The sequence below is a fragment of the Dokdonia sp. Asnod2-E02 genome, from assembly GCF_045063915.1.
GTDB lineage: Bacteria > Bacteroidota > Bacteroidia > Flavobacteriales > Flavobacteriaceae > Dokdonia.
In genome coordinates this window covers 1548885-1569895 of the sequence record NZ_JBEFNX010000005.1, presented here as the reverse complement: position 1 = coordinate 1569895, position 21011 = coordinate 1548885, and the positions used below count along the sequence as shown (strand labels likewise).

22 protein-coding genes and 1 riboswitch are annotated in these 21011 nt (G+C 39.0%); of the genes, 9 read left to right on the top strand and 13 right to left on the bottom strand.

Annotation, left to right across the window (positions count from 1 at the left end; all coding sequences use genetic code 11):
- Positions 1-10: 10 nt before the first annotated feature.
- From ACJJVM_RS07080 to ACJJVM_RS07040, 9 genes are all read right to left on the bottom strand, one after another.
- Entirely contained in the window at positions 11-304 is a 294-nt protein-coding gene (locus tag ACJJVM_RS07080) for a hypothetical protein (protein WP_038598449.1), read from the bottom strand.
- Positions 305-441: 137 nt separating this feature from the next.
- Positions 442-1206 (bottom strand): tetratricopeptide repeat protein, encoded by a 765-nt coding sequence (locus ACJJVM_RS07075; RefSeq protein WP_405211219.1) that lies wholly within the window; start codon positions 1204-1206, stop codon positions 442-444.
- A 1-nt stretch (position 1207) separates the two neighbouring features.
- A complete protein-coding gene (locus ACJJVM_RS07070; protein ID WP_405211218.1) occupies positions 1208-2974 on the bottom strand; it encodes a BatD family protein in 1767 nt (588 codons plus the stop codon).
- A complete protein-coding gene (locus ACJJVM_RS07065; RefSeq protein ID WP_035326599.1) occupies positions 2974-3864 on the bottom strand; it encodes a tetratricopeptide repeat protein in 891 nt (296 codons plus the stop codon). The genes ACJJVM_RS07070 and ACJJVM_RS07065 overlap by 1 nt, the downstream gene beginning before the upstream one ends.
- Before the next feature lie 3 nt (positions 3865-3867).
- Positions 3868-4902 (bottom strand): vWA domain-containing protein, encoded by a 1035-nt coding sequence (locus tag ACJJVM_RS07060; RefSeq protein WP_405211217.1) that lies wholly within the window; start codon positions 4900-4902, stop codon positions 3868-3870.
- Between the two features lie 28 nt (positions 4903-4930).
- The gene (locus ACJJVM_RS07055; RefSeq protein ID WP_298350062.1) at positions 4931-5935 is read right to left on the bottom strand and encodes a VWA domain-containing protein; all 1005 of its coding nucleotides are present in this window, start codon (positions 5933-5935) and stop codon (positions 4931-4933) included.
- A complete protein-coding gene (locus tag ACJJVM_RS07050; protein WP_405211216.1) occupies positions 5935-7599 on the bottom strand; it encodes a hypothetical protein in 1665 nt (554 codons plus the stop codon). The genes ACJJVM_RS07055 and ACJJVM_RS07050 overlap by 1 nt, the downstream gene beginning before the upstream one ends.
- 31 nt (positions 7600-7630) lie before the next feature.
- A complete protein-coding gene (locus tag ACJJVM_RS07045) occupies positions 7631-8497 on the bottom strand; it encodes a DUF58 domain-containing protein (RefSeq protein ID WP_038598469.1) in 867 nt (288 codons plus the stop codon).
- A 59-nt stretch (positions 8498-8556) separates the two neighbouring features.
- The gene (locus ACJJVM_RS07040; RefSeq protein ID WP_038598472.1) at positions 8557-9561 is read right to left on the bottom strand and encodes a MoxR family ATPase; all 1005 of its coding nucleotides are present in this window, start codon (positions 9559-9561) and stop codon (positions 8557-8559) included.
- Between the two features lie 167 nt (positions 9562-9728).
- Here ACJJVM_RS07040 and ACJJVM_RS07035 point away from each other — a divergent pair, with 167 nt between their 5' ends.
- The 7 genes from ACJJVM_RS07035 to ACJJVM_RS07005 all read left to right on the top strand — a co-directional run bounded on the left by ACJJVM_RS07035 (position 9729) and on the right by ACJJVM_RS07005 (position 15525).
- Positions 9729-10595, top strand: a complete 867-nt coding sequence (locus ACJJVM_RS07035; RefSeq protein ID WP_405211215.1) for an aldo/keto reductase family oxidoreductase — start codon at positions 9729-9731, stop codon at positions 10593-10595.
- Positions 10596-10605: 10 nt separating this feature from the next.
- Positions 10606-11358: an SDR family NAD(P)-dependent oxidoreductase gene (locus tag ACJJVM_RS07030; protein WP_405211214.1), complete on the top strand. Its 753-nt coding sequence runs from the start codon at positions 10606-10608 to the stop codon at positions 11356-11358.
- Between the two features lie 23 nt (positions 11359-11381).
- Positions 11382-12518, top strand: a complete 1137-nt coding sequence (locus ACJJVM_RS07025; RefSeq protein WP_405203114.1) for an ATP-binding protein — start codon at positions 11382-11384, stop codon at positions 12516-12518.
- A 27-nt stretch (positions 12519-12545) separates the two neighbouring features.
- Positions 12546-13271, top strand: coding sequence for a metallophosphoesterase (locus ACJJVM_RS07020; RefSeq protein WP_298350075.1), 726 nt, complete (start codon positions 12546-12548; stop codon positions 13269-13271).
- A 108-nt stretch (positions 13272-13379) separates the two neighbouring features.
- Positions 13380-14570, top strand: coding sequence for a sensor histidine kinase (locus ACJJVM_RS07015; RefSeq protein ID WP_405211213.1), 1191 nt, complete (start codon positions 13380-13382; stop codon positions 14568-14570).
- A complete protein-coding gene (locus ACJJVM_RS07010; RefSeq protein WP_298350079.1) occupies positions 14570-15160 on the top strand; it encodes an NUDIX domain-containing protein in 591 nt (196 codons plus the stop codon). The genes ACJJVM_RS07015 and ACJJVM_RS07010 overlap by 1 nt, the downstream gene beginning before the upstream one ends.
- 20 nt (positions 15161-15180) lie before the next feature.
- Positions 15181-15525: a hypothetical protein gene (locus ACJJVM_RS07005; protein WP_298350080.1), complete on the top strand. Its 345-nt coding sequence runs from the start codon at positions 15181-15183 to the stop codon at positions 15523-15525.
- Between the two features lie 7 nt (positions 15526-15532).
- On the opposite strand, the gene ACJJVM_RS07000 is transcribed toward ACJJVM_RS07005, so the two are convergent.
- The 3 genes from ACJJVM_RS07000 to greA all read right to left on the bottom strand — a co-directional run bounded on the left by ACJJVM_RS07000 (position 15533) and on the right by greA (position 16952).
- Entirely contained in the window at positions 15533-15922 is a 390-nt protein-coding gene (locus tag ACJJVM_RS07000) for an HIT family protein (RefSeq protein WP_298350082.1), read from the bottom strand.
- A gap of 143 nt (positions 15923-16065) precedes the next feature.
- A complete protein-coding gene (locus ACJJVM_RS06995) occupies positions 16066-16416 on the bottom strand; it encodes a four helix bundle protein (RefSeq protein WP_405211212.1) in 351 nt (116 codons plus the stop codon).
- A gap of 59 nt (positions 16417-16475) precedes the next feature.
- Complete coding sequence (gene greA, locus ACJJVM_RS06990) at positions 16476-16952, bottom strand: transcription elongation factor GreA (RefSeq protein ID WP_298350089.1); 477 nt, start codon at positions 16950-16952, stop codon at positions 16476-16478.
- 190 nt (positions 16953-17142) lie between these two features.
- Here greA and ACJJVM_RS06985 point away from each other — a divergent pair, with 190 nt between their 5' ends.
- Entirely contained in the window at positions 17143-17565 is a 423-nt protein-coding gene (locus ACJJVM_RS06985; RefSeq protein ID WP_052084216.1) for a hypothetical protein, read from the top strand.
- Between the two features lie 130 nt (positions 17566-17695).
- On the opposite strand, the gene ACJJVM_RS06980 is transcribed toward ACJJVM_RS06985, so the two are convergent.
- Entirely contained in the window at positions 17696-19873 is a 2178-nt protein-coding gene (locus tag ACJJVM_RS06980; protein WP_405211211.1) for a TonB-dependent receptor, read from the bottom strand.
- Positions 19874-20029: 156 nt separating this feature from the next.
- Positions 20030-20123: riboswitch (TPP riboswitch) on the bottom strand.
- Between the two features lie 142 nt (positions 20124-20265).
- On the opposite strand from ACJJVM_RS06980, the gene ACJJVM_RS06975 reads away from it, so the two are divergent.
- Positions 20266-20991 (top strand): geranylgeranylglyceryl/heptaprenylglyceryl phosphate synthase, encoded by a 726-nt coding sequence (locus ACJJVM_RS06975; RefSeq protein ID WP_405211210.1) that lies wholly within the window; start codon positions 20266-20268, stop codon positions 20989-20991.
- Positions 20992-21011 lie beyond the last annotated feature (20 nt).

Sequence of the window (21011 nt, the reverse complement as noted above, 5' to 3'; positions counted from 1 at the left end):
GAAGTAATCTTTATACGTAATCTGGTGGGGGAGAGCTCACATCTTTAATGTGGCCGTAAGAACTGTCTAGGTAGCAATAAAAAGCTAGTACAGGATCATCTGTACGTATAATAGAAAAACTGAGGTCGTCTGTAAGGAACTTCTCATATTCTTCTAGCTCCTTTTTAGACTCACTTTGTTCCTCTTCGATATCTTGAACAATCTCAATAGAGCTGTCTGATTCAAAGAGTGCTATAAATGATGGTCCTATTATAGAGAAGGACATCATAAAGGCGAGTGCATATAAAGAGATTGCCTTAAACAATGATTGTTTTTTTAATTAGTAATAAAACTAGCAATAATTGTGATAACGTGCTTTGTTTTAAAAAAAATAAATAGAATTAAAGTAGACTTACTATAAGTTACTTATAACACCTAGAATAACAAAAGTAGAACAAATAACTACAACGCTCTTACATCTGTCGTAGGAATCCAGCCAGTTTTACCATCTGCTAGTTTTATTTTGTTCCAGTTATCTACTGTTTCAAGAATCATCACCTTAGTTCCTTCGTGTAGTATAAAAGCTTGTGTACTTTTTAAGTTTGGCTCGCTCTTTACTTCAGAAGTTGCAGCAAATACGATAGCTGGGTTGTCTTTAGAAATTTTCGCGAAAGCGTTATAAGCAAACACAAGTGATAAGAGGGCAAGAAGCAAACTTGTCACCGAACTCACAAAAAATAAACGTTTCTTGCCAGAGGCTACAGAAAAGTAGTAGCTTATAAATAGTATTACAAATAAGAATACAAATGCGACTGTAGCATATGCCCAGCCGTCTGTAGTCATAATATTGAGAATGCTGTTAAACCATTTTTGAAGTGTGTTTTCTGGCAATGGTGTTATGGCATCTATCTTCATCTTATCTGCAAATGATGCATTGTTTTTTATGTCACTATCTGCTGGAGCAAGTTGCTTTGCTTTCTCGTAATAGTAAATGCTAGGGGCTACATTATTTAGTTTAAAATGTGCATTTGCAAGGTTATAGTATACGGCGGCGCTTTCTTGATTGCTGTCTAATATCTTTTTATAATCATCTATAGCTTCTTGATACCTGCCCTCTGCATAGTGTGCATTTGCAGTTTCAAAATATTGCTCTGGAGTTTGAGCTATAACAGGTGTAACTGAAAGCATAAGTGCAGTTACCGCGATGTATGTAATCAGGTCTCTCATCTTATAATTGTTTATCTATGGCACTTATAACTCTCACAGCTTTATCATAATCTTGCTGCATTGCCACACTACTGGCTGGGGTATATCTAGCAAACTCGCAACTTTCTAGAAGACTTATAAACTCTATTGTGGTGTTTTGATCTACATCACGTTCTTTAAGTAATCTTGTTATGCGATCTTTAGACATCTCACTGGTTGTGATGTTAAGTTTTGCTTTAAGGTAGTTGTGTAGTGCACGCTCCATTGCGATGTAAAACTCTTTTTGACTACCTAGGTTTTTCTTTGCTGTAGCGAGAAATTTTCTAGCAAGCTTATCTGCCTTGCGTATTCTATTGCCCGCGACATCATTTGCATAAGACTCCTTCTTTTTGCGCACAAGTATAGCTATAGGAATCAATAAAAATGGAAGTAGACTAAGCATCCAAAATAGTGTGCTCTTAAAGAACTTTTCTTGCGTTACTGGTTTAAGGTTTGCAGTTGTCTTTATGTACTGAAATTGATTATTTGAAGCAACGACTTGCTGCTGCTTTGTATCATTAGTGTCAGATATTGCACTTGCAGTGTCTGTAGGTCCATTTTCTACTGTAATCACACGCTCTTGTGAGGTGATACGTTCGTAAGACTTGGTCTTAGGGTTAAAGTACGTAAATGAAAGTGGTGGTATGGGGTAACTGCCCTTAAACTGTGGTACAACTGTATATGTATCTTCCTTAAGGCCGCTCATACCGGCAAGATTAGTACGTATTTTATCGCTATTTTCTGGCTCATATACTTCTAGTGTACTTGGCAAGTTAGGTTTAGGTAATTCAAAAAGTTTGAGATTTCCTCTTCCTTGTACTTGTAACTTGAGCTGAAAAGCCTCTCCTGCATCTAGTGTATCCTTAGTTGAGGTGACTTTAAAGTCAAATTCACCTACAGCACCAGAAAAGTAATCTGGTTTGCCAGCATCTGGTAATGGTTTTACATCTACCGTTCTTATAGGAGCGCTCACTGTAATATTTGCACTTTTACTGAGTATACGTCCAAAGATGTCACGGCGGTTAGTAGGGACACTTACGGCAACACTTAGACTTAAAGGTTCTATCTCTAGCTTTCCTGTTTTTTGAGGGTAGAGCACAGTACGTCTTAAGATAACATAGCGATAGTCTTCTCCTTTATACTTGCCTTCATAAATTTTAAACTGCTTCTCGTCTGCGCTTTGACTCCAGAAGTCTGCAAACTTTGGTGAGTCAAGCTCGCGCCAGTTATTTACACTTGTCTCTTTTGAGACATAAAGCTTGTAAACAATAGTAAATGCTTCATTAAGATAAGGGCTGTTTTTTGAAACCTCTGCCACGAGATGTACTTTTTCTTTTGCCAGATAAGTAGGGTCATTTGGGTCTTTTGGGACCTCTACAGCGGCAGTAACCGTAACTGGTACAGGTGGTGATTTATAGACTTGACCCCCTACTGTTATTTCTGCCTGGCCTATCTCAAGGTTACCACGCTTAGTGGGTGATAATACATAAGAATATGTTTTTGAAAAACTACTCTTACCATTTACCCACTGCCTGCTTGTAGTCTGGCTAGGACCACCTACCACGCTAAAACCTTCAAAACTAGGAGCTCTAAAATTATCTCCATCTTGGTTCATTATAAAATCTACACGTAAACGCTCATTTACACCTAGTCTATTCTTGCTCAACTTTGCATTGAACTGAACGTCTTGCGCAAATAAAACTGTCCCTATGAGTAGAAACAGGTAAACTATGTTTGATTTCATCTTCATTACCAGTCTTTCTCCGTTTTTACTTTTGCACCTTTTACCTTCTGTGCATTTATCTTTTCTTGGGTTTTTTTCTCTTGGTCCTGCATCGCTTTTAGTAAACTTTGCACTTGTTGAGGCGATAATTGCCCTTGCTTAGGTTGCGGTGGTGGTTGTTTTTTATCTTCTTCACCCTCGCCACCATCTTGCTTTTTGTCTTTGTCTTTAGGGTCTCCTTTATCATCTTCTTTCTGCTCTCCCTCGTCTTCTTTTTCTTCGCCCTTATCGTCTGTTTCTTCCTTGTCGCCGTCTTCTCCCTCTTTTTTATCTCCTTCTCCTTTGTCGTCTTTTTTATTTTCGTCTTTGTCCTGGTTTTCGTCTTGGTTTTCTTGGTCGTCATTATCGCTACCACCACCGCCATTGTTTTCCTTTTCTTTTTTGGCAAGTTGTAAATTATAGCGTGTTTCTTCGTCTGTAGGATCTGCGCGTAGGGCATTTTTATAGGCTTCTACAGCTCCATCCCATTGCTCTTGTTGAAAGAGTGCATTACCTAGGTTGTGATATGCTTTGTGCTTTTCTTTTTTAGTTTGGGCTACAGCTGCTGCTCTTGCCAGCGCGCTTGTGCTTTCTTCCCACTTTTTGTTTTTGTAATAGTTGTTTCCTGCATTATATTTTGCGGGTACACTCTCTGGTGTGAGTGAGATGGCTGCTCTTAGATTTGATTCCGCTTTCGCGAAAGCGTCAAAATCTACAACGCCACCTTCTTGGTTTATCATTGCTTCTGTGCCTTCTAGAATATACTCTCTAGCCTCACCCGCCAGCGGATTTTCAAGTGTCTTTCCTTCTTTTGCTTTTTCTTGAGCTATGGCAGTAAAAGCTAGTGTGGCAAGCGCCAGTGTAAGTAACTTTTTCATTGCTTAGTTATCATTAAAAAGGTTTAACTTTTTGAGCCAATTAGTCTTACGGTCTAATAGAAATATATCTAAAAACAAGAACAGTAATCCTGCGCCTAAAAACCATTGAAACTGATCTTTAAAATCTGCAAACTGCTTGGCTTCAAATTCTTTTTTGTCCATACCATTGAGCAAATTCTGTACCGTTTCTACCACTGTGGCAGTGCTGTTACCGTCTATATACTCACCATTAGCCTGCTCTGCAATAGCCTTAAGAGTAGCCTCGTCTAGACGTGTGATTACGGTCTCTCCGTTTTGATCTTTCTTATAAGATTGTACAATGCCATTGCGCTTAAGAGGTATGCGGCCACCTTCGGTTTTACCTACGCCTATGGTAAAAATGCGTATACCTTCTTTATTTGCTTGTTCTGCTAGGCTCGATGCTTCTCCCACGTGATCTTCTCCATCTGATATGATAAACAGCACACGATTAGTTTGCTCGTCATCATTATAGTAGGTTTTTGCAAGTTCTATAGCTTCTCCTATGGCCGTACCCTGGCTAGAGAGCATATCTGTATTCATCTGGCTTAAAAATAGCTTAGCACTACTGTAATCTGTCGTGATAGGTAGTTGTGGGTATGCACTTCCTGCATAGGCTATAATCCCTATACGGTCGCTACCCAGACTGTTGATGATTTGAGTAACTAGTTGTTTTGATTTTTCAATTCTATTAGGCGCTATATCTTCTGCTAGCATAGATTTTGAAACGTCTATGGCAAACACCACATCTACTCCCTCGCGCTTTACGGTCTCAAGTTTAGTACCCATTTTTGGGTTAACAAGACCTACAACTAAAAATGCAATGGCAATACAGATCGTAAGGACCTTAAGACCTGGCTTAAAATAAGACCTGTCTGGGCTTAATTTTTTAAGAAGATTTGCGCTTGCAAATTTCTTTTGAGCACTGCGCTGCCAGATTAATACCCCCATATATAAGAGTATCACCGCAGGTATAGCGAGCAGTAACCAAAACCATATTTTTTCTTCTAATAGATACATAGGTGCCTTTTACAAAAGCATATATTATTTATACAAAACTCTTAAAAACAGTATACTTTAATAATAACTCAATCATAAGTAACAATCCTGCTAGTAAAACTAGAGGCCTGTACTTTTCCTCATAATTTGTATACTTAAACTCTTCTACATCGGTACGTTCAAGTTTATCTATCTCGTCATAGATTTCTTGAAGTTTCTTGTTGTTAGTCGCTCTAAAATATTGACCTCCTGTGGTTTCGGCGATTTCTTCTAGTAGCTCTTCATCTATAGTAACTTGTATGTTTTCATACACAAATGTACCGTTAGGGTTACGAGCATAAGGTGATAGTGCCGTACCGTTTGTACCCATCCCGATGGTGTATACTTTAATGCCAAACTCTTGAGCGAGCTCTGCTGCGATACGTGGGTCTATCTGTCCTGCATTATTCTCACCATCTGTCATTAATATGATAACCTTGCTTAATGCTTTGCTGTCTTTAATGCGGTTTACACCCGTTGCTAGCCCCATACCTATAGCGGTTCCACCTTCTATAATGCTGTTGTACTGTATGCCTTTAAGCGCACTTAGTACAATACTCTTATCACTCGTGATAGGTGTTTTTGTAAAACTCTCACCTGCATACTCTACTAGTCCTATACGATCGTTAGGACGGCCATTTATAAAACTTGAGGCTACTTTTTTAAGTGCTTCCAGTCTATTAGGACGTAAATCTTTTGCCAGCATACTGGCAGATACGTCTATCGCGATTACGATATCTATACCTTTTGTGGTTTTAGTCTTAGTAGATACCTCTACATTACGAGGTCTAGCGAGTGCCACTATAATAAGACTAAGAGCCGCTAGTCTCAAAATAAATAGAAGCGGTCTGAGTTTAGGTAAAATGCTAGTGCTCGTTTTAAAACCTTTAATGCTAGATATTTTTACCGCAGGTGTTTGCTTCTTGCGTTTCCATAAGTACCAAGCGATTGCCACTGGCAGTGCAAGAAACAACCAGAAAAACTCAGGATTTGAAAATTCAAAATTGCTTAGCATTACTTCTTTTCTTCTTTTGCTTGCAGTTCTACACTTTGCATCACGCGCTCTGCGATTTGTTTACCATAAGGATCTTCATCGTGCCAGCTTATAAATAATTGCTGGATCACACTTTCTGACTGAAAGGTTAAAAATGCATACTCACCAGAGTCCATCATTTCCTTTTCTTCGTCTATAATTTGTGTTCCTTTTCCAAAGGTTTTAAGACCTTCAGCACCATTAGGCGTTTTGAACTTTTCATTCTTAACCACATCTGCAGAGAAGCCGTTTTGCTCAAACATCGCAAGTTGATTTGCAATGAGCTGCTCTACTTTCACTTCGGCGTTTTCTGGAAATTTGAATTGAAATACGAGTATAGAAACATTTGCCGGTACTGTAGACCACGCAAATGAGGTTGCCTCCATTTGCCCTTGCGCCTCTGGAGGTAATGCCACTTCTTGTCTTGTAAGAACCTTTGGTGTACTCACAATCATAGATGGCGCTCCATACTCACTGGTAATCCAAGTACCTTCGGCAAGCTCACGGGTCATATTTCCGAAGACAAAATCTTTAACCTCACTATACCCCTTAACAACTATACCTACGGTGGTTGCTACAAGTAAGATGGCCAGAACACCACCTATTGCGGTAAGCCATAGTTTTCTTTTACGCTTTCGCGAAAGCGCTTCTCTATAATCCTCCTGCTTCATAAGTTCTTCTACAGTAGGAGGTGGGAGTGCTTCTTTAGTTTCTTTTACTATTTCTTCTACACTAAGACGGTCTGCTTGCGCCTTACCTTCTGGCGGATTTACACGTGCAAATTTTATAAGGTCTGCACGTTTAAAAATATCTTTAAGCTTTACAATAGTCTCCCTGCTGAAGTCAATGTGACCACTGTCGCGCTCCATCTCAAGACGGGCAATGAGCTCATCTGTTGTGCTTTCCATAGCACGATCATATACCTTCTCATCATAGTAGCGACGTATGGCATCTGTAAGTACAGTGTAGTACTCTTTATATTTTGCTTGAGCGATATAGTCTTCTTGATCTAGTGCGTTGAGTGTTGCAATAGCTTGCTCAAAAGGAGGCACATATTTTTCTGCCTCTTTTTGTTTTTTATGACGACGTAGTAAGAACCATAAAAATAAGGCAATGGCAATAAGTACTGGGATGATCCATAACAGGTACTTCCACCACTTGCTATAGTCTCTAGGTAACTCTATAATAGGTTTAATATCATAAAGACCTTGGTTTACAGTGTCTAGTACAACATTGTTTACTTCTACTAGAAAAGTATCTGTCTCTACAGTTTTAGTCCCTATGATTATTTTTTGCTTTGGGATGACATAGCGACCACTATCAAACTGTGTTAAACCATATCTCTTTATAAGCTTTACTCTTGCAGATGTTGAGCTTGCGGTGTCAATCTTATAACTTTCTATAACCTCAAGAGGGTTAAAAGTTTGGCCCTCTGGAAAAACTACCGCCTCACCATCATTTGCAAGAACTTCAATCTTGTAATTAATTTGTTGCCCTATAAGAATGCTTGTAGAATCTATGGTGGCACGCACATCATCTTGAGCTTGAGACGATGCGGCAAAAAGAAAGCAAATCAAGAAAAACACAAACAAGGCAGACTTAGATATGCCAGCTGTATTAAAGTTATGTTGTCTTGAGGTATTCATTAGGTATTTCTCTTTGGGGTTTTTATCACTACTAGCCACGTCTTTTAAAATATCCGAGTAGCTTTTTTACATAGCTTTCATCTGTACGTACATCTATAACACCGGCACCACTGCGCTTAAAGGTTTCTTTAAAGTAAGCAACACGCTCTTTATAGTATACCTCATAGTTTGTTCTTATCTTTTTTGAACTTGTGTTGATAAGTGCTAGTTCGCCAGTTTCTTCATCTTCCATTTGTACAATACCTAGGCTAGGTATTTTTTCTTCTCGCTGGTCATAAATACGTATACCTGTAATGTCGTGCTTATTTGCAGCAATTTTCATTGTTTGCTCATAGCCGTCTGTAATAAAGTCTGAAAGCACAAAAACAATGGCTTTCTTTTTCATCACATTACTAAGGTACTTTATGGCTTGTGCAAGGTCTGTCTTTTTTGAACTAGGTTTAAACTCTAGTAGCTCACGTATGATGCGTAGTACGTGAGACTTTCCTTTTTTAGGAGGTATAAATAGCTCTATCTCATCTGTAAAAAGGATGAGACCTATTTTGTCATTATTCTGCATTGCACTAAAGGCGAGTGTTGCCGCAATTTCAGTAACAATTTCATTTTTGAACTGCTTGTCTGTTCCAAAAAACTCAGATCCAGACACATCTGCCACGAGCATCATTGTGAGCTCTCGCTCTTCTTCAAAAACTTTAATGTACGGCTCACTGTAACGTGCTGTCACGTTCCAGTCTATATTACGCACATCATCACCAAACTGATACTGGCGCACCTCAGAAAAAGTCATACCACGACCCTTAAAGGTAGAGTGATATTCTCCACCAAAAATGTGATCAGACAGCCTACGTGTCTTGATCTCGATCTTGCGTACTTTTTTAAGAAGTTCTTTTGTATCCAATTCTTTTTGGGACTATAATTTATCGCATAGTAACTGTTCTCACTGTTTTATGAGACTGTCTATGGTACTTCTATCTGGTTTACAATTTTGTTTATGATATCTACAGAGGTAATATTTTCTGCCTCTGCTTCATAGGTAATACCTATACGGTGGCGCAGTATATCGTGTACAACGGCACGTACATCTTCTGGTATAACATAACCACGACGTTTGATAAATGCATAACACTTTGCAGCTGTTGCAAGGTTAATACTACCACGAGGCGATGCCCCAAAGTTTATAAGAGGTTTTAAATCTGCCAGGCCATAATTTTCTGGGTAACGCGTTGCAAAGATGATATCAAGAATATACTTCTCAATTTTTTCATCCATATACACTTCTTTTACCGCCTCTTGAGCTCTTATAATTTGCTCTACAGATACTACAGGATTTACTTTTTCATAAGAACCCTTTAAGTTCTGGCGTATGATGAGTTGCTCATCTTCCAGTTTTGGGTAATCTATCACTGTTTTAAGCATAAAACGGTCTACCTGTGCTTCTGGTAGTGGGTACGTTCCTTCTTGCTCTACAGGGTTTTGTGTTGCCATTACTAAAAATGGCTTGTCTAGTTTAAAAGTTTCATCACCTATGGTAACCTGCTTTTCTTGCATTGCCTCTAGTAGGGCAGATTGCACTTTTGCCGGAGCACGGTTTATCTCATCTGCAAGAACGAAGTTTGCAAAAATAGGTCCCTTCTTGATACTAAAGTCTGCAAGCTTCATATTATAAATAAGCGTTCCCACTACATCTGCAGGTAGTAAGTCTGGTGTAAACTGTATACGAGAGAAAGAGCCGTGTACAGCTTGTGATAAGGTGTTTATGGCTAGCGTTTTTGCAAGACCAGGCACCCCTTCTAGAAGAATGTGACCACGACCCAAAAGACCTATGAGCAATCGCTCAATCATATGCTTTTGACCCACAATTACTTTATTCATCTCCATTGTAAGAACCTCTACAAAGGCACTCTCACGCTCAATTTTTTCATTGATTGCCTGTATGTCAATCGATGTAGTATTTTCTTCCATAATTCTTTATTCTAGTAAGCAGAAACTTCTAACGTCGCAAAGTCTCATTTTATTCCTAAAAATCTTGTTAACATTTGGTTAAAAAATATTGAAAATAAAGGGCTTCGCACACATTTCTGTAGTTTTAGAACAACTACTTTTAATAAAACCAAATTTAAAAACTACAGATGCAATTTTCAAGAATAATTCAAGGCTGTATGACCTGGGGCGTTTGGGGCAAGCAATTTAATGAACGCCAAATGGTTGAGACCATACATCACTGCCTCGAGCAAGGTATTACCACCTTTGACCACGCAGATATTTACGGAGATTATACGACAGAGGGTGAGTGGGGTAGCGCTTTCGCGAAAGCGAACATCCCTAGAGAAACCGTACAAATTATAAGCAAGTGCGGTATCCAGATGATGGGTGACAACAGGCCAGAAAACACTATAAAACATTACCAGTACGACAAAGATTACATCATAGCCAGCGCCGAAAGGTCTCTTAAAGAGCTACAAACAGAGTATCTTGATTTATTCTTATTACATAGACCAAGTCCCCTGCTTGCTCCAGATGAGGTAGCGGCAGCTGTGAGCCAGTTAAAAGAACAGGGCAAGATTAAAAACTTTGGACTTTCTAACTTTACGGCTTCACAAACAGCACTTGTGGCATCACGTGTAGCAGTGAGTGCAAACCAGCTCGAAATCTCCATAACAGAGCGCAGCGCCCTAGATGATGGGAGTCTAGACTATATGATGACTAATGGGATCACACCTATGAGTTGGAGTCCGCTGGGATCTGTTTTTAGAGAAGGGACACCGCAGAGTGATCGCATTAAAAAAGCGCTAGAGCCGTTATGCGAAAAGTACAATGCCACACAAGATCAATTATTACTAGCCTGGTTGCTCAAGCACCCAGCGGGTATACACCCAGTTATAGGGACCACAACTGCGAGCCGCATTACAAATGCTGTACTGGCAGAAAAAATAGCATTAAGCCTTAAAGATTGGTTTACCATCTTAGAAGCTAGCGTAGGAGAAGAAGTAGCATAAAGAAAATATTATGAAAACAGCACTTATAACCGGAGCCACCAGTGGTATAGGTAAAGCAACAGCCACTCGATTTGCACAAGAAGGGATACATCTCATTCTTTGCGGTCGTCGTGAGGAGGTATTAAAGGAACTACAAAATGAGCTTGGTAAGCACGTGCCTGTGCACACACTTACATTTGATGTACGTAACAATAAAGATGTTACCACTGCGATAGAAAGTCTGCCAGAAGATTTTAATACCATAGATATCTTAATTAACAATGCAGGTAATGCCCACGGTCTGGACCCTATACAAAATGGCTCTATAGATGACTGGGATGCAATGCTCGACATTAATGTAAAAGGATTGCTGTATGTGAGTAAAGCAATTATCCCACAGATGACAGCGCGTAAGAGAGGTCATATCATAAATATAGGCTCTACAGCTGGAAAAGAAGTGTATCCTAATGGCAATGTATACTGTGCAAGTAAGCACGCTGTAGATGCTATAAACCAAGGAATGCGTCTAGATCTTAATAAGCATAACGTACGTGTGGGAGCCATAAATCCGGGGATGGTAGAAACAGATTTTAGTAAAGTACGTTTTAAAAATGATGAGGATCGAGCAGATAAGGTGTATCAAGGTTTTGACTGCCTACAACCAGAAGACATTGCAGACATTATACACTTTACAGTCACCAGACCCTATCACGTAAACATTGCAGATCTCGTCGTGCTCTCCACAGCACAAGCAAGCTCTACGATAGTTAATAGAAATGACTAGAATATAACAATGCACAGAGCACGATGATTAATAAACGACTTCTTGTAAAAAATCTTCTCGCTCACAATGACGAGAACAGTTTTTATGACAAGAAGCGTAAGATTGACATTAGCAATAAAGAGGGCAAAGCAAAATTTTTAAAACATATCTGTGCGCTGTCCAATAGCAACCCAAAAAACAATTCGTACATCGTTATAGGCGTAGATGATGGCGAAAATGATATTATGGGCGTGCCGTTCTTTGATGATAGTAAGTTGCAAAACCTCATAAACGCATATCTAGATAACCCACCTATTATCTCTTATGAGAACATACCATTTCCTAACCTCCCGGCAGATAAGGTGGTGGGACTTGTAACCATTAGAGCACAAGATAAACTTACAGCTTTGCGTCGCAATATTTGGAAATACTGGGGAGGTACAGTCTTTTTTAGAGATGGCAGTATCTCTATGCCTAAGGTCTTTAAGTCTGATATAGTAGATGTAAATAGTGACATTGTTGCTGCAATAGAGAGACACGCAAAAAATAGTATTAAACTCACACTAGACGGTGTGATGGATTTTGTAAATCATCGTCATAAAGATAGGGACAGCACTTATAAAGTCTTTAAAGAGCAGTTTGTACTGTGCTGGGCAGGAGTAAAAAAAGTGGTTAAGGGTGAGACTTATTACTCAAGAGTAGATATAGAGCTTATTAATGAGCAGGTAAAATTATTTTACTCTTCGCTGGACGAGGTTTCAATTACCTATGATGAAGATTGTTTTAAAATTTTAGAGTATGTGCATCTCGGGGTACAAGAGCAGTTTAAATATTATCCACTAGAAGAGGTTGAGATACGCTTTCGCGAAAGCGGAACCTACACCATTCATACAAATTTGGTGTTTGAGCCACCTAAGGTAGATAGAAAGACGTTGTATCATATTTTTAATAATAACAATGTTATTTTTTACAAGCTTAAACGTGGTATAGCGCTCAATCAAGGTGAGTGGAAGGATTTATATAATCTATCAAATACGTATCTAATTTGTTACCTAAACGGTTTTGATAGTGCAATGCAAAAACTAGTAGAGCTCAAACCTTTTATGAAAAAGATAAGAGGTGGTGCCTACGGTAGATATCGCGAGACAATGCGTATTTTGAGAAAGGTGAGGTATGAATAAAGTATAAAAGAAGTACAGTTACGATTTATGAGAACATTAATTTTTGGAGATATACACGGTGGTTTACGTGCCCTAGAGCAAGCTATGGAGAGGGCAAAGGTTACAGTAGAAGATCATCTCATTTTTTTAGGTGATTATGTAGATGGATGGAGCGAGAGTGCAGAGGTTATAGATAAGCTTATGGAGCTTCAAAAATCAAATAAAACAACCTTTATACGAGGCAATCACGATGATCTCGTACAGCAGTGGCTAGAGGGTAAAGAGATGTCGCCTAAGTGGCTACAGCACGGGGGACAAAGCACTATAGACTCTTACAGTCGTAGGTCTAAAGAAGAGATCAAGACGCATCTGGATTTTTACAAAACGTTTAAAGACTATCATATAGATGAGCATAATAGAATGTTTTGTCACGCAGGATTTCAGAACCTTAACGGGCCTGAGCACGAGTGGCACACCACAGTTTTCTTTTGGGATAGAACTTTATGGGAAATGGTATGTGCTATGCGAGATGATATAGCAGAGAGTGATGCTTTATACCCTAAGCGCTTAAAGCTTTTTACTGAGATATTTATAGGGCATACGCCTACTACTCGTATTAATAAAACAACGCCTGTAAATAAAGCTAACGTGTGGAATCTAGACACAGGAGCCGCTTTTAAAGGACCGCTTACCGTAATGGATGTGCATACTAAGGAGTACTGGCAGAGTGACCCATTACCAACTTTATATCCCAATGAAAATGGTAGAAATTAACTACTAGCATATCCTAAAGATGCGGTCATTTTTTTAATAGATATTGAGCGTGTTTTATAAAATAGTTGGTTTTTGAATTGTCTGTATCTTTAACCCAAATAGCATTGTATGAATTTTAGCGCACAGCCGCATATTGCGAGATGGTTTATCATCATCTCATCGCTTATCATTACCACACTCATCTTGTGGAATGTGTCGCTATTTTTTGATCAACTTAAAGATGCAGAGCAGTCTAAGGTAGAGATTTATGCTGCCGCAATGAGAGCCCTTGCAAATACAAGTGAGGTTGACCTAGAAAGTCGTAATAGAGATACCCGCATATTATCTAACGAGCTTACCTCTTTACAAAGCCTTATCATAAGTGATAATAGAACTATCCCATTATTACTGTATCAACTGGAGGCAGATACTTTTGTGCCTCAAAATATTCCAGATGAAGATAAGCTCTCGCAAGAAGATTTAAGACAGCTTGCCGAAGAGTATGCACTGGTAAATGAACCTATTGCTATCACCTTTGATGGCGTAGAGGAGCAAACACTATATTATGGCAACTCTCCTATTATAAACCAGATCAAGTACTTTCCTATTGCGCTTATCGTGATAGTTATTCTCTTTATAGCCTTAATTTACTTTTACTATCTCACCTCAAAAGCGGGTTCTCAAAACTTACTATGGGCTGGTATGGCAAAAGAAACAGCACACCAGATAGGGACACCACTCTCATCACTGGTAGGATGGACAGAAATTCTCAAAACAGAAAATGTAGATCCAGACTATATTGCAGAGATGACTAAGGATATTAATAGGCTTGAGACTATTACAAATCGTTTTAGTAAAATAGGCTCCGTACCAGATCTTAAAAGAGTAGACCTCATTGCAGAGACGCAAGAGGCTTATGATTATTTAAGCAAGCGCAGCTCAAAACTTATCACCTTTACACTAGACATCCCACAAGGGCAACTACCAGTAATGCTTAATAAAGAACTATATGGCTGGACATTTGAAAATCTCATAAAAAATGCCATAGATGCGATGAAGGGTAAAGGTGCGTTAACCATTACTATCACTCGTGATACACGCTTTGCGATTGTTCAAATTACAGATACGGGTAAAGGCATTGCTAAGTCTAAGTTTAATAAAATCTTTGAACCAGGTTTTACCACAAAAAAAAGAGGGTGGGGACTAGGCCTATCACTCGCAAGACGTATCATAGAAGAGTATCACGATGGCCGCATTAAAGTACTGGAGTCTGAGGTTAATAAAGGAACAACAATGCAAATAGCTTTACGTCTCGCATAATGAGTAATCGAATAAAAAACGTAGCAGAAGAGATCATAAGTGATGAGTGGGCAACGCTAAAAAAAGTAACCTACAGTTATCAAAACCAAGACCAATCTTGGAGCGATGTAAAGCGCGAGGTATATGACAGAGGCCACGGAGCCTGTGCCTTGCTTTATAATGTAAAAAAGCAAACGGTCATTCTCATAAAACAGTTTAGACTACCTGCATATCTTGCTGGAGACAATGGTTTTTTAACAGAAGTGCCTGCCGGTATTATAGAAGACGAGGCGCCAGAGCAAGCCATTATACGTGAGATAGAGGAGGAGACCGGTTATGTTATACCAGCACTTACTAGTGTGGGTGATATTTTTACCTCTCCTGGAGCGGTAACAGAGCGCATTTTTCTATTTGTAGCACCTTATGATGATGCTCAAAAAGTAACGGATGGTGGCGGTCTAGATAGTGAAAACGAAGATATTGAGGTGGTTGAGTACGCTTTCGCGAAAGCGTTACAAGACGTAAAAAAAGGTGTTATTAAAGATGCCAAAACAATTATCTTATTACAGCACCTGGCACTCTCTGGTGTGATGAAAACATCCAATTTGTAACGTGCAAGCGTATCACATTTATGAAAACAACTTATAAAACCATACATACGGCTGCCTTGCAGTGCAACTGCCCAGAATGTTATAGTAATAGTGGCTTAGAGTTAAGCTTTAAACAGGAGTGGAAAGATACTTTCTGGTCAAAAAAGGCAACAGATGTCGTGAGAGAAGAGTTGGTTTGTAAACATTGCGATTTTCCTATCTACCCCGTAAGCTGGACCGAAGATATTGAGCGCCTTTATGAGTACCATAATAAGCTTGCCAAAAAGGAAACGTATAAAAAATTAAAAGCCCAAACCTATATTATAGGACTTGGACTTTTAGTTATTTTATGTGTTGTTATTTATGGAGTAATAACATATTACTAGTAGTATTCTATAAAGCTTTCTTTATATCACTTATAAGCTCCTTAAATTTATCATCTGTAAGAGATACTTTCTTTTCAAATCTTATGTCATCCATATCTTGTAGCGGGATGAGGTGTACGTGCACGTGTGGTACTTCAAGACCTATGACAGATACGCCTACACGTTTACAAGGCACTGCCTTCTCTAGAGCGATTGCTACCTTGCGAGAAAAACGCATCAGGTCAAGATACTCTTGTTCCTCTAGGTCAAAAATCTTGTTAACCTCTTTTTTAGGGATACAAAGGGTGTGACCTTTTGCATTAGGATTTATATCTAGTATTGCGATATGCTTATCATCCTCTGCAACAATGTGGCCGGGGATTTCTCGGTTTATGATTTTTGTAAAAATGCTTGACATATGTAGAAATTGAAATTGAAATTGAAATTGAAACTGAAACTGAGCTTGAAACTGAACTTGAAATTGAACTTGAACTTGAACTCGAAACCGAAATAGAACTTGAATCTATAACTGAAACTAATCTTGAAACTTGTACAGTATTCTTAATTACTATTTTTAATCCTAGTGACGATAATTCTTATGAGTTGGTCGTTTTCATCTCTTAGCGTGTTGAGGCTATTTTCAGGTAATATATTTGCTTTTACTTGAATGTTGAGATTTCGCAAACTTTCTCTAAGTTCTTTTAAACATATTCTGAGCTTATGAATCTTATCCTTAGCGGTTCCAGCTCCTAAAGCTTCTCCATAGTTGAGAGCAGAAGAGCAAGAAGAACGTATGAGTTGCTTGGCTAGATATTCTCCGGCAAATGATGAAGGCTTATTGTTGTAAAGTATAATAATCGCAGCAGCAAAATCTTCCAGTCGCTCACTTAAATCGAAAGTTTTGTCGCTCATACTATAATTATTTAGCCAACTTCATTTTGTAACTTCAATTTCGAGTTCAACTTAGTTCGTTAGTCTCTAGTGATTGATACTACGTCAAATTTCATTATTCCGCTAGGCACTTGTATTTCGGCAACGTCACCTACTTCTTTGCCTAGAAGCCCTTTACCTATAGGTGAGTCTACAGAGATAAGTCCTTTCTTGATGTCGGCTTCATTTTGAGCTACTAGTTTGTAGGTCATTGTCGCGCCGTTAGTCTGGTTTTTAATTTTTACGGTAGAGTGTACTAGCACCTTTGAGGTGTCTAGTTGAGACTCGTCTATAATGCGCGCGTTTGAGGCAAGTTCCTCCAGTTTTGAGATGCGCATTTCTAGCATTCCTTGTGCTTCTTTGGCAGCATCATATTCGGCATTTTCACTCAGATCTCCCTTGTCACGTGCATCTGCAATATCTTGTGATGCCTTAGGGCGCTCTACATCACGTAGGTGATTAAGTTCGTCTTTAAGTTTTTTAAGTCCTTCTGGGGTATAGTAATTTACCTTGCTCATAATAGATCCGGTTTTTAGTATAATTAGTATTAAAATGATGTGTCAATCTCTCAAACACAAAAAAAGTCCCTCTTCGGGACGTGCCTTACGAATATACGAAATATTTTAAATCCTTTCTCGTTTTATAGTACCTTGCGAGCTTTATAGGATTAAAATTACGCTTTCGCGAAAGCGTATCAAAAACAATATTATGCGTCACATTTGTGCTTTACTTTTTGCTCTAGTTCTTATTACTTCTTGTTCTGAAAGTGATGATGGCGGCCAGCGCAATCCCTTCTTGCTAGATGTAAATTTTTCTACACAACTTAGTGCGATACAGGTGCTCGATCTTGAGATACCTAGTAACCCTATTTATGTGTCTAATGGTGGTTTGAGAGGTTTTTTTGTAATTAACACCGGTAGTGGTCTTATTGCCTGGGAAGCATCAGACCCTAACCACGCTCCAAACGACTGCTCTAGAATGGTGATAAACGGTATAAACGTTTTCTGCCAGTGTGATGATGCGCATAGTTATAACTTATTTACAGGGCAGTCTAATGATGAGGTGTTGCCCTACACGATGCTCAATTACAGAGTAAATGAATCTGGAGGAACGATTACCGTGTTTAATTAAATGAAAAGAAGCCATCTTAACAAGATGGCTTCTTTTGTTACAAAGTGTATTACAGTCCCCCAACTGCTACAAATTGTTGATTATTTGACACTTAAAGTAAGCTAAAAAAACATAAATTCAAAATTTAGTTTTAAAACTTCATCGTAGCACCTACTAGAAAGTTAATCCCAGCCTGTGGATAAAAGCCTGCTCCCTCTATAGTTGTGATCTCATTTGGTACAGAAAAATCATCATCATAGGTAAAGAAGTAACCGTTTGATACATATTCAATATCAAATATGTTATTTACTAGCGCGTTAAACACGATAGACTTAAATACCGGGATATCTTTAAGCTCATAAGTAACATTTAAGTCATTTGTAAAGTAGCTATCTAGTTTAGAAGTCTCACTGTCTATATTACCTAAGTATTGCTCACCTACATATTTAGATAAAAGGCTTATTCTAAAGTTTTGTGCTGGCTTGTAAGAAATGGTGTTACCGGCAACTAGATTAGGCGAGTATGAGATGTCTGTATTACCTAGGTTAGTAAGCACACCGTCTCTCTCAAAAAAGAAATCTCTGTTTTTATTTGTGCTTATTGCAACATTAGGCTGTACTGTAATTTTATCTGTTATAGAGATTGCCGCGTCTATCTCAATACCGGCTCTAAAGCTCTCTCCACTATTTGCACGTATAGGTGCTCCTACGTCATCTAGCGCTCCAGTAAGCACCAACTGGTCACGGTAACCCATATAGTATCCGTTTACATTAAGGCTTACCTTTTCTGTATTATGACGCCACCCTAACTCCCAGTCGTTAAGGCGCTCGGGACGTGGTGCTCCGTTTTCAAAATCTGTACGGTTAGGCTCTCTGTTTGCTCTAGCAAAAGATGCATACAGCTGGTTGTTATCATTTACCTTATAAGAAAGCCCCGCTTTTGGGTTAAAGAAACTATAATCTTCATCTACAATAAATTCGGCAATGTCAGAGTTAATCCCGTCTGTTGTGTATGAGATAAAACGTTGCTGTAAGTCAAGGTAACCACTCCATTTTGAGTTGAAACGGTAGTTCGCTTTCGCGAAAGCAGAAAACTCCTTCTTCTTACCCGTTCCAAAATAGTAATCATCACCTAGCTCACTATCGCTAGCAAAACGCGCCCAAATCACTTCGCCAAAATGGTCACCGTCATATACACTTCCGTATAATCCTCCTACAAAGTCTAGGCTTGTGTCCTTATAATTTACCGTAGCATTTGCCACATAAAAGTCATTATCTAGCCAGCGACGTCTTATAATATCTGAGGTCTCTACCGTCTCATCACCTATAACTACAGGAGCAATGCTGTAAAATGCAAGATCTTCATCTTCTTTATATTCTTCAAAGAAGCCGCGACCATACGTGTAGTTAAGGCTAAGCTGTGTACTCCAGTTGTTATCATAACGCTGGTTCCAGTGTAGCTGGTAGTGATCTTGCTTGTAATTATCTACTTGATTATCGTGAAAACGCGTTACACCATTCTCATCTGTAAATTGACCAGCTGGGTTAAACGTTCTATCTTCTGCAAGTGTCTCTGCGTCTATGCCAAACCAAGATTGATACGTTACCTCAGATCCTGCAAAGTTAACTAACTTAATAAGCGTGTTATCATCTGTATAAGCTGCTTGTAAAAAGTAAGACTTAAGGTCTGAAGATGCTCTATCTATATATCCATCAGACTTTATTTGTGATAATCTTCCTGATATCTCTATATGATCATTAAGTAACCCTGTGCTAAACTTCACATTGTGACGACGTGTTGCAAAAGATCCAAATGAGTTAGAAATCTCACCATAAGCCTCCTTAGAAATAGCATCTGTAAGAATGTTAAGACTTGCTCCAAAGGCTCCAGGTCCGTTTGTAGAAGAACCTACACCACGCTGTAACTGTAAACTCTCTACAGAAGAGCTAAAGTCTTGAAGGTTTACAAAAAACGTAGTTGCGCTCTCTGCATCATTATAAGGGATACCATTTATAGTTACATTGATACCTTGGTTACCAGTACCACGTACTCTAAAACCTGTATACCCTATTCCCGCACCAGCATCTGATGTGGTGACAACACTAGGTAAAAAGTTAAGCTGTGTAGCGATGTCTTGACCTAAGTTACGCTGGGCGATTTGTGCCTTTGTAAGGTTAGAGTGCGTGATAGGTGAGTCTGCTTTTACTCTTACAGAGCGTACCAGTACTTCATCTAGCGACTCCACTTTTGTGGTGTCAATAACAGTAGTTTGTTGGGCAGCAGCAGTGATTGCTGCAAGTGCCATCATACTTAATAGGATCTTTTTCATCCGTAATTAGTTTGGTTACGAATACAAAGGGCAAATATTCCTTAAATGTTAGTATAAAACATACCTGTGCTGTGCGCACATATTGAAGAGGGTGTGTTATAAAAGCACGTCTCAAGAGTAGTGTTACCTTCATAAAACTACGCAGTTGTAGTTTTAGTAAGATCTCTTTCTCATTCCTAAACAGCATTACCTGTTCTAGGTTCAATGGGTATAATCTCAGCTTATTTAAAAGCACCCCTTTGAGATGCCGCAAAGATATACTAGAGTTTTTGATTATCAAGCATACTATGCGAGTAAATTTTTATGCTCATTTTGAGTGAGAAATATAGAAAGGTTATGAGTTAATAATTAGCCTTGCCTGTACTTTGTATAAATCCCTACCTTCGTTTATAATGTCTATACTAGAAAACATAATAAGGGCTGCTCAGTATAAAGAGCAATTGCTCGCCATACTTATAGATCCAGATAAGTTTGAGGTGGATGGTGATGAGAAGAGTAGCGCTTTCGCGAAAGCGTACTTAAAAAAAATCCCCGCGCAAACTACACATCTGTTTATAGGCGGTAGTACAGATCACAACCACAAAACAGAAAAAGTAGTACAACTCCTCAAAGCCGAAACAGATTTGCCAGTAATATTATTTCCGGGAGATTACAGACAAGTTACTCCAGAGGCAGATGCGCTACTGTTTTTATCACTACTCTCTGGTGATAATCCGGAGTTTTTAATAGGGCAGCAAGTAAAAGCAGCACGAGTAGTGCAACAAAGTAATCTTGAAGTCATACCTACGGGTTACCTTCTTATAGATGGCGGGTCGCAAACGGCAGTTGAGAGAGTGAGTAATACGCAACCACTATCTCAAGATCAACCAGAAACTATTATAGCGACTGCTCTAGCTGGACAATATCTGGGCAAAAAACTACTATATCTAGAGGCGGGAAGCGGAGCAAGAAGTGCAGTACAGCCTCATATTATAACATCAGTTTGTGAGGCGATTACCATACCCATAATTGTAGGTGGGGGCATACGTACAGAGCGTGCTATGCAAGCGGCTTTTACCGCTGGAGCTACGATGGTAGTGATAGGCACGGCTTTTGAAGATAACACCTGGAATAACTAACGGTTTAAAACCACTACATT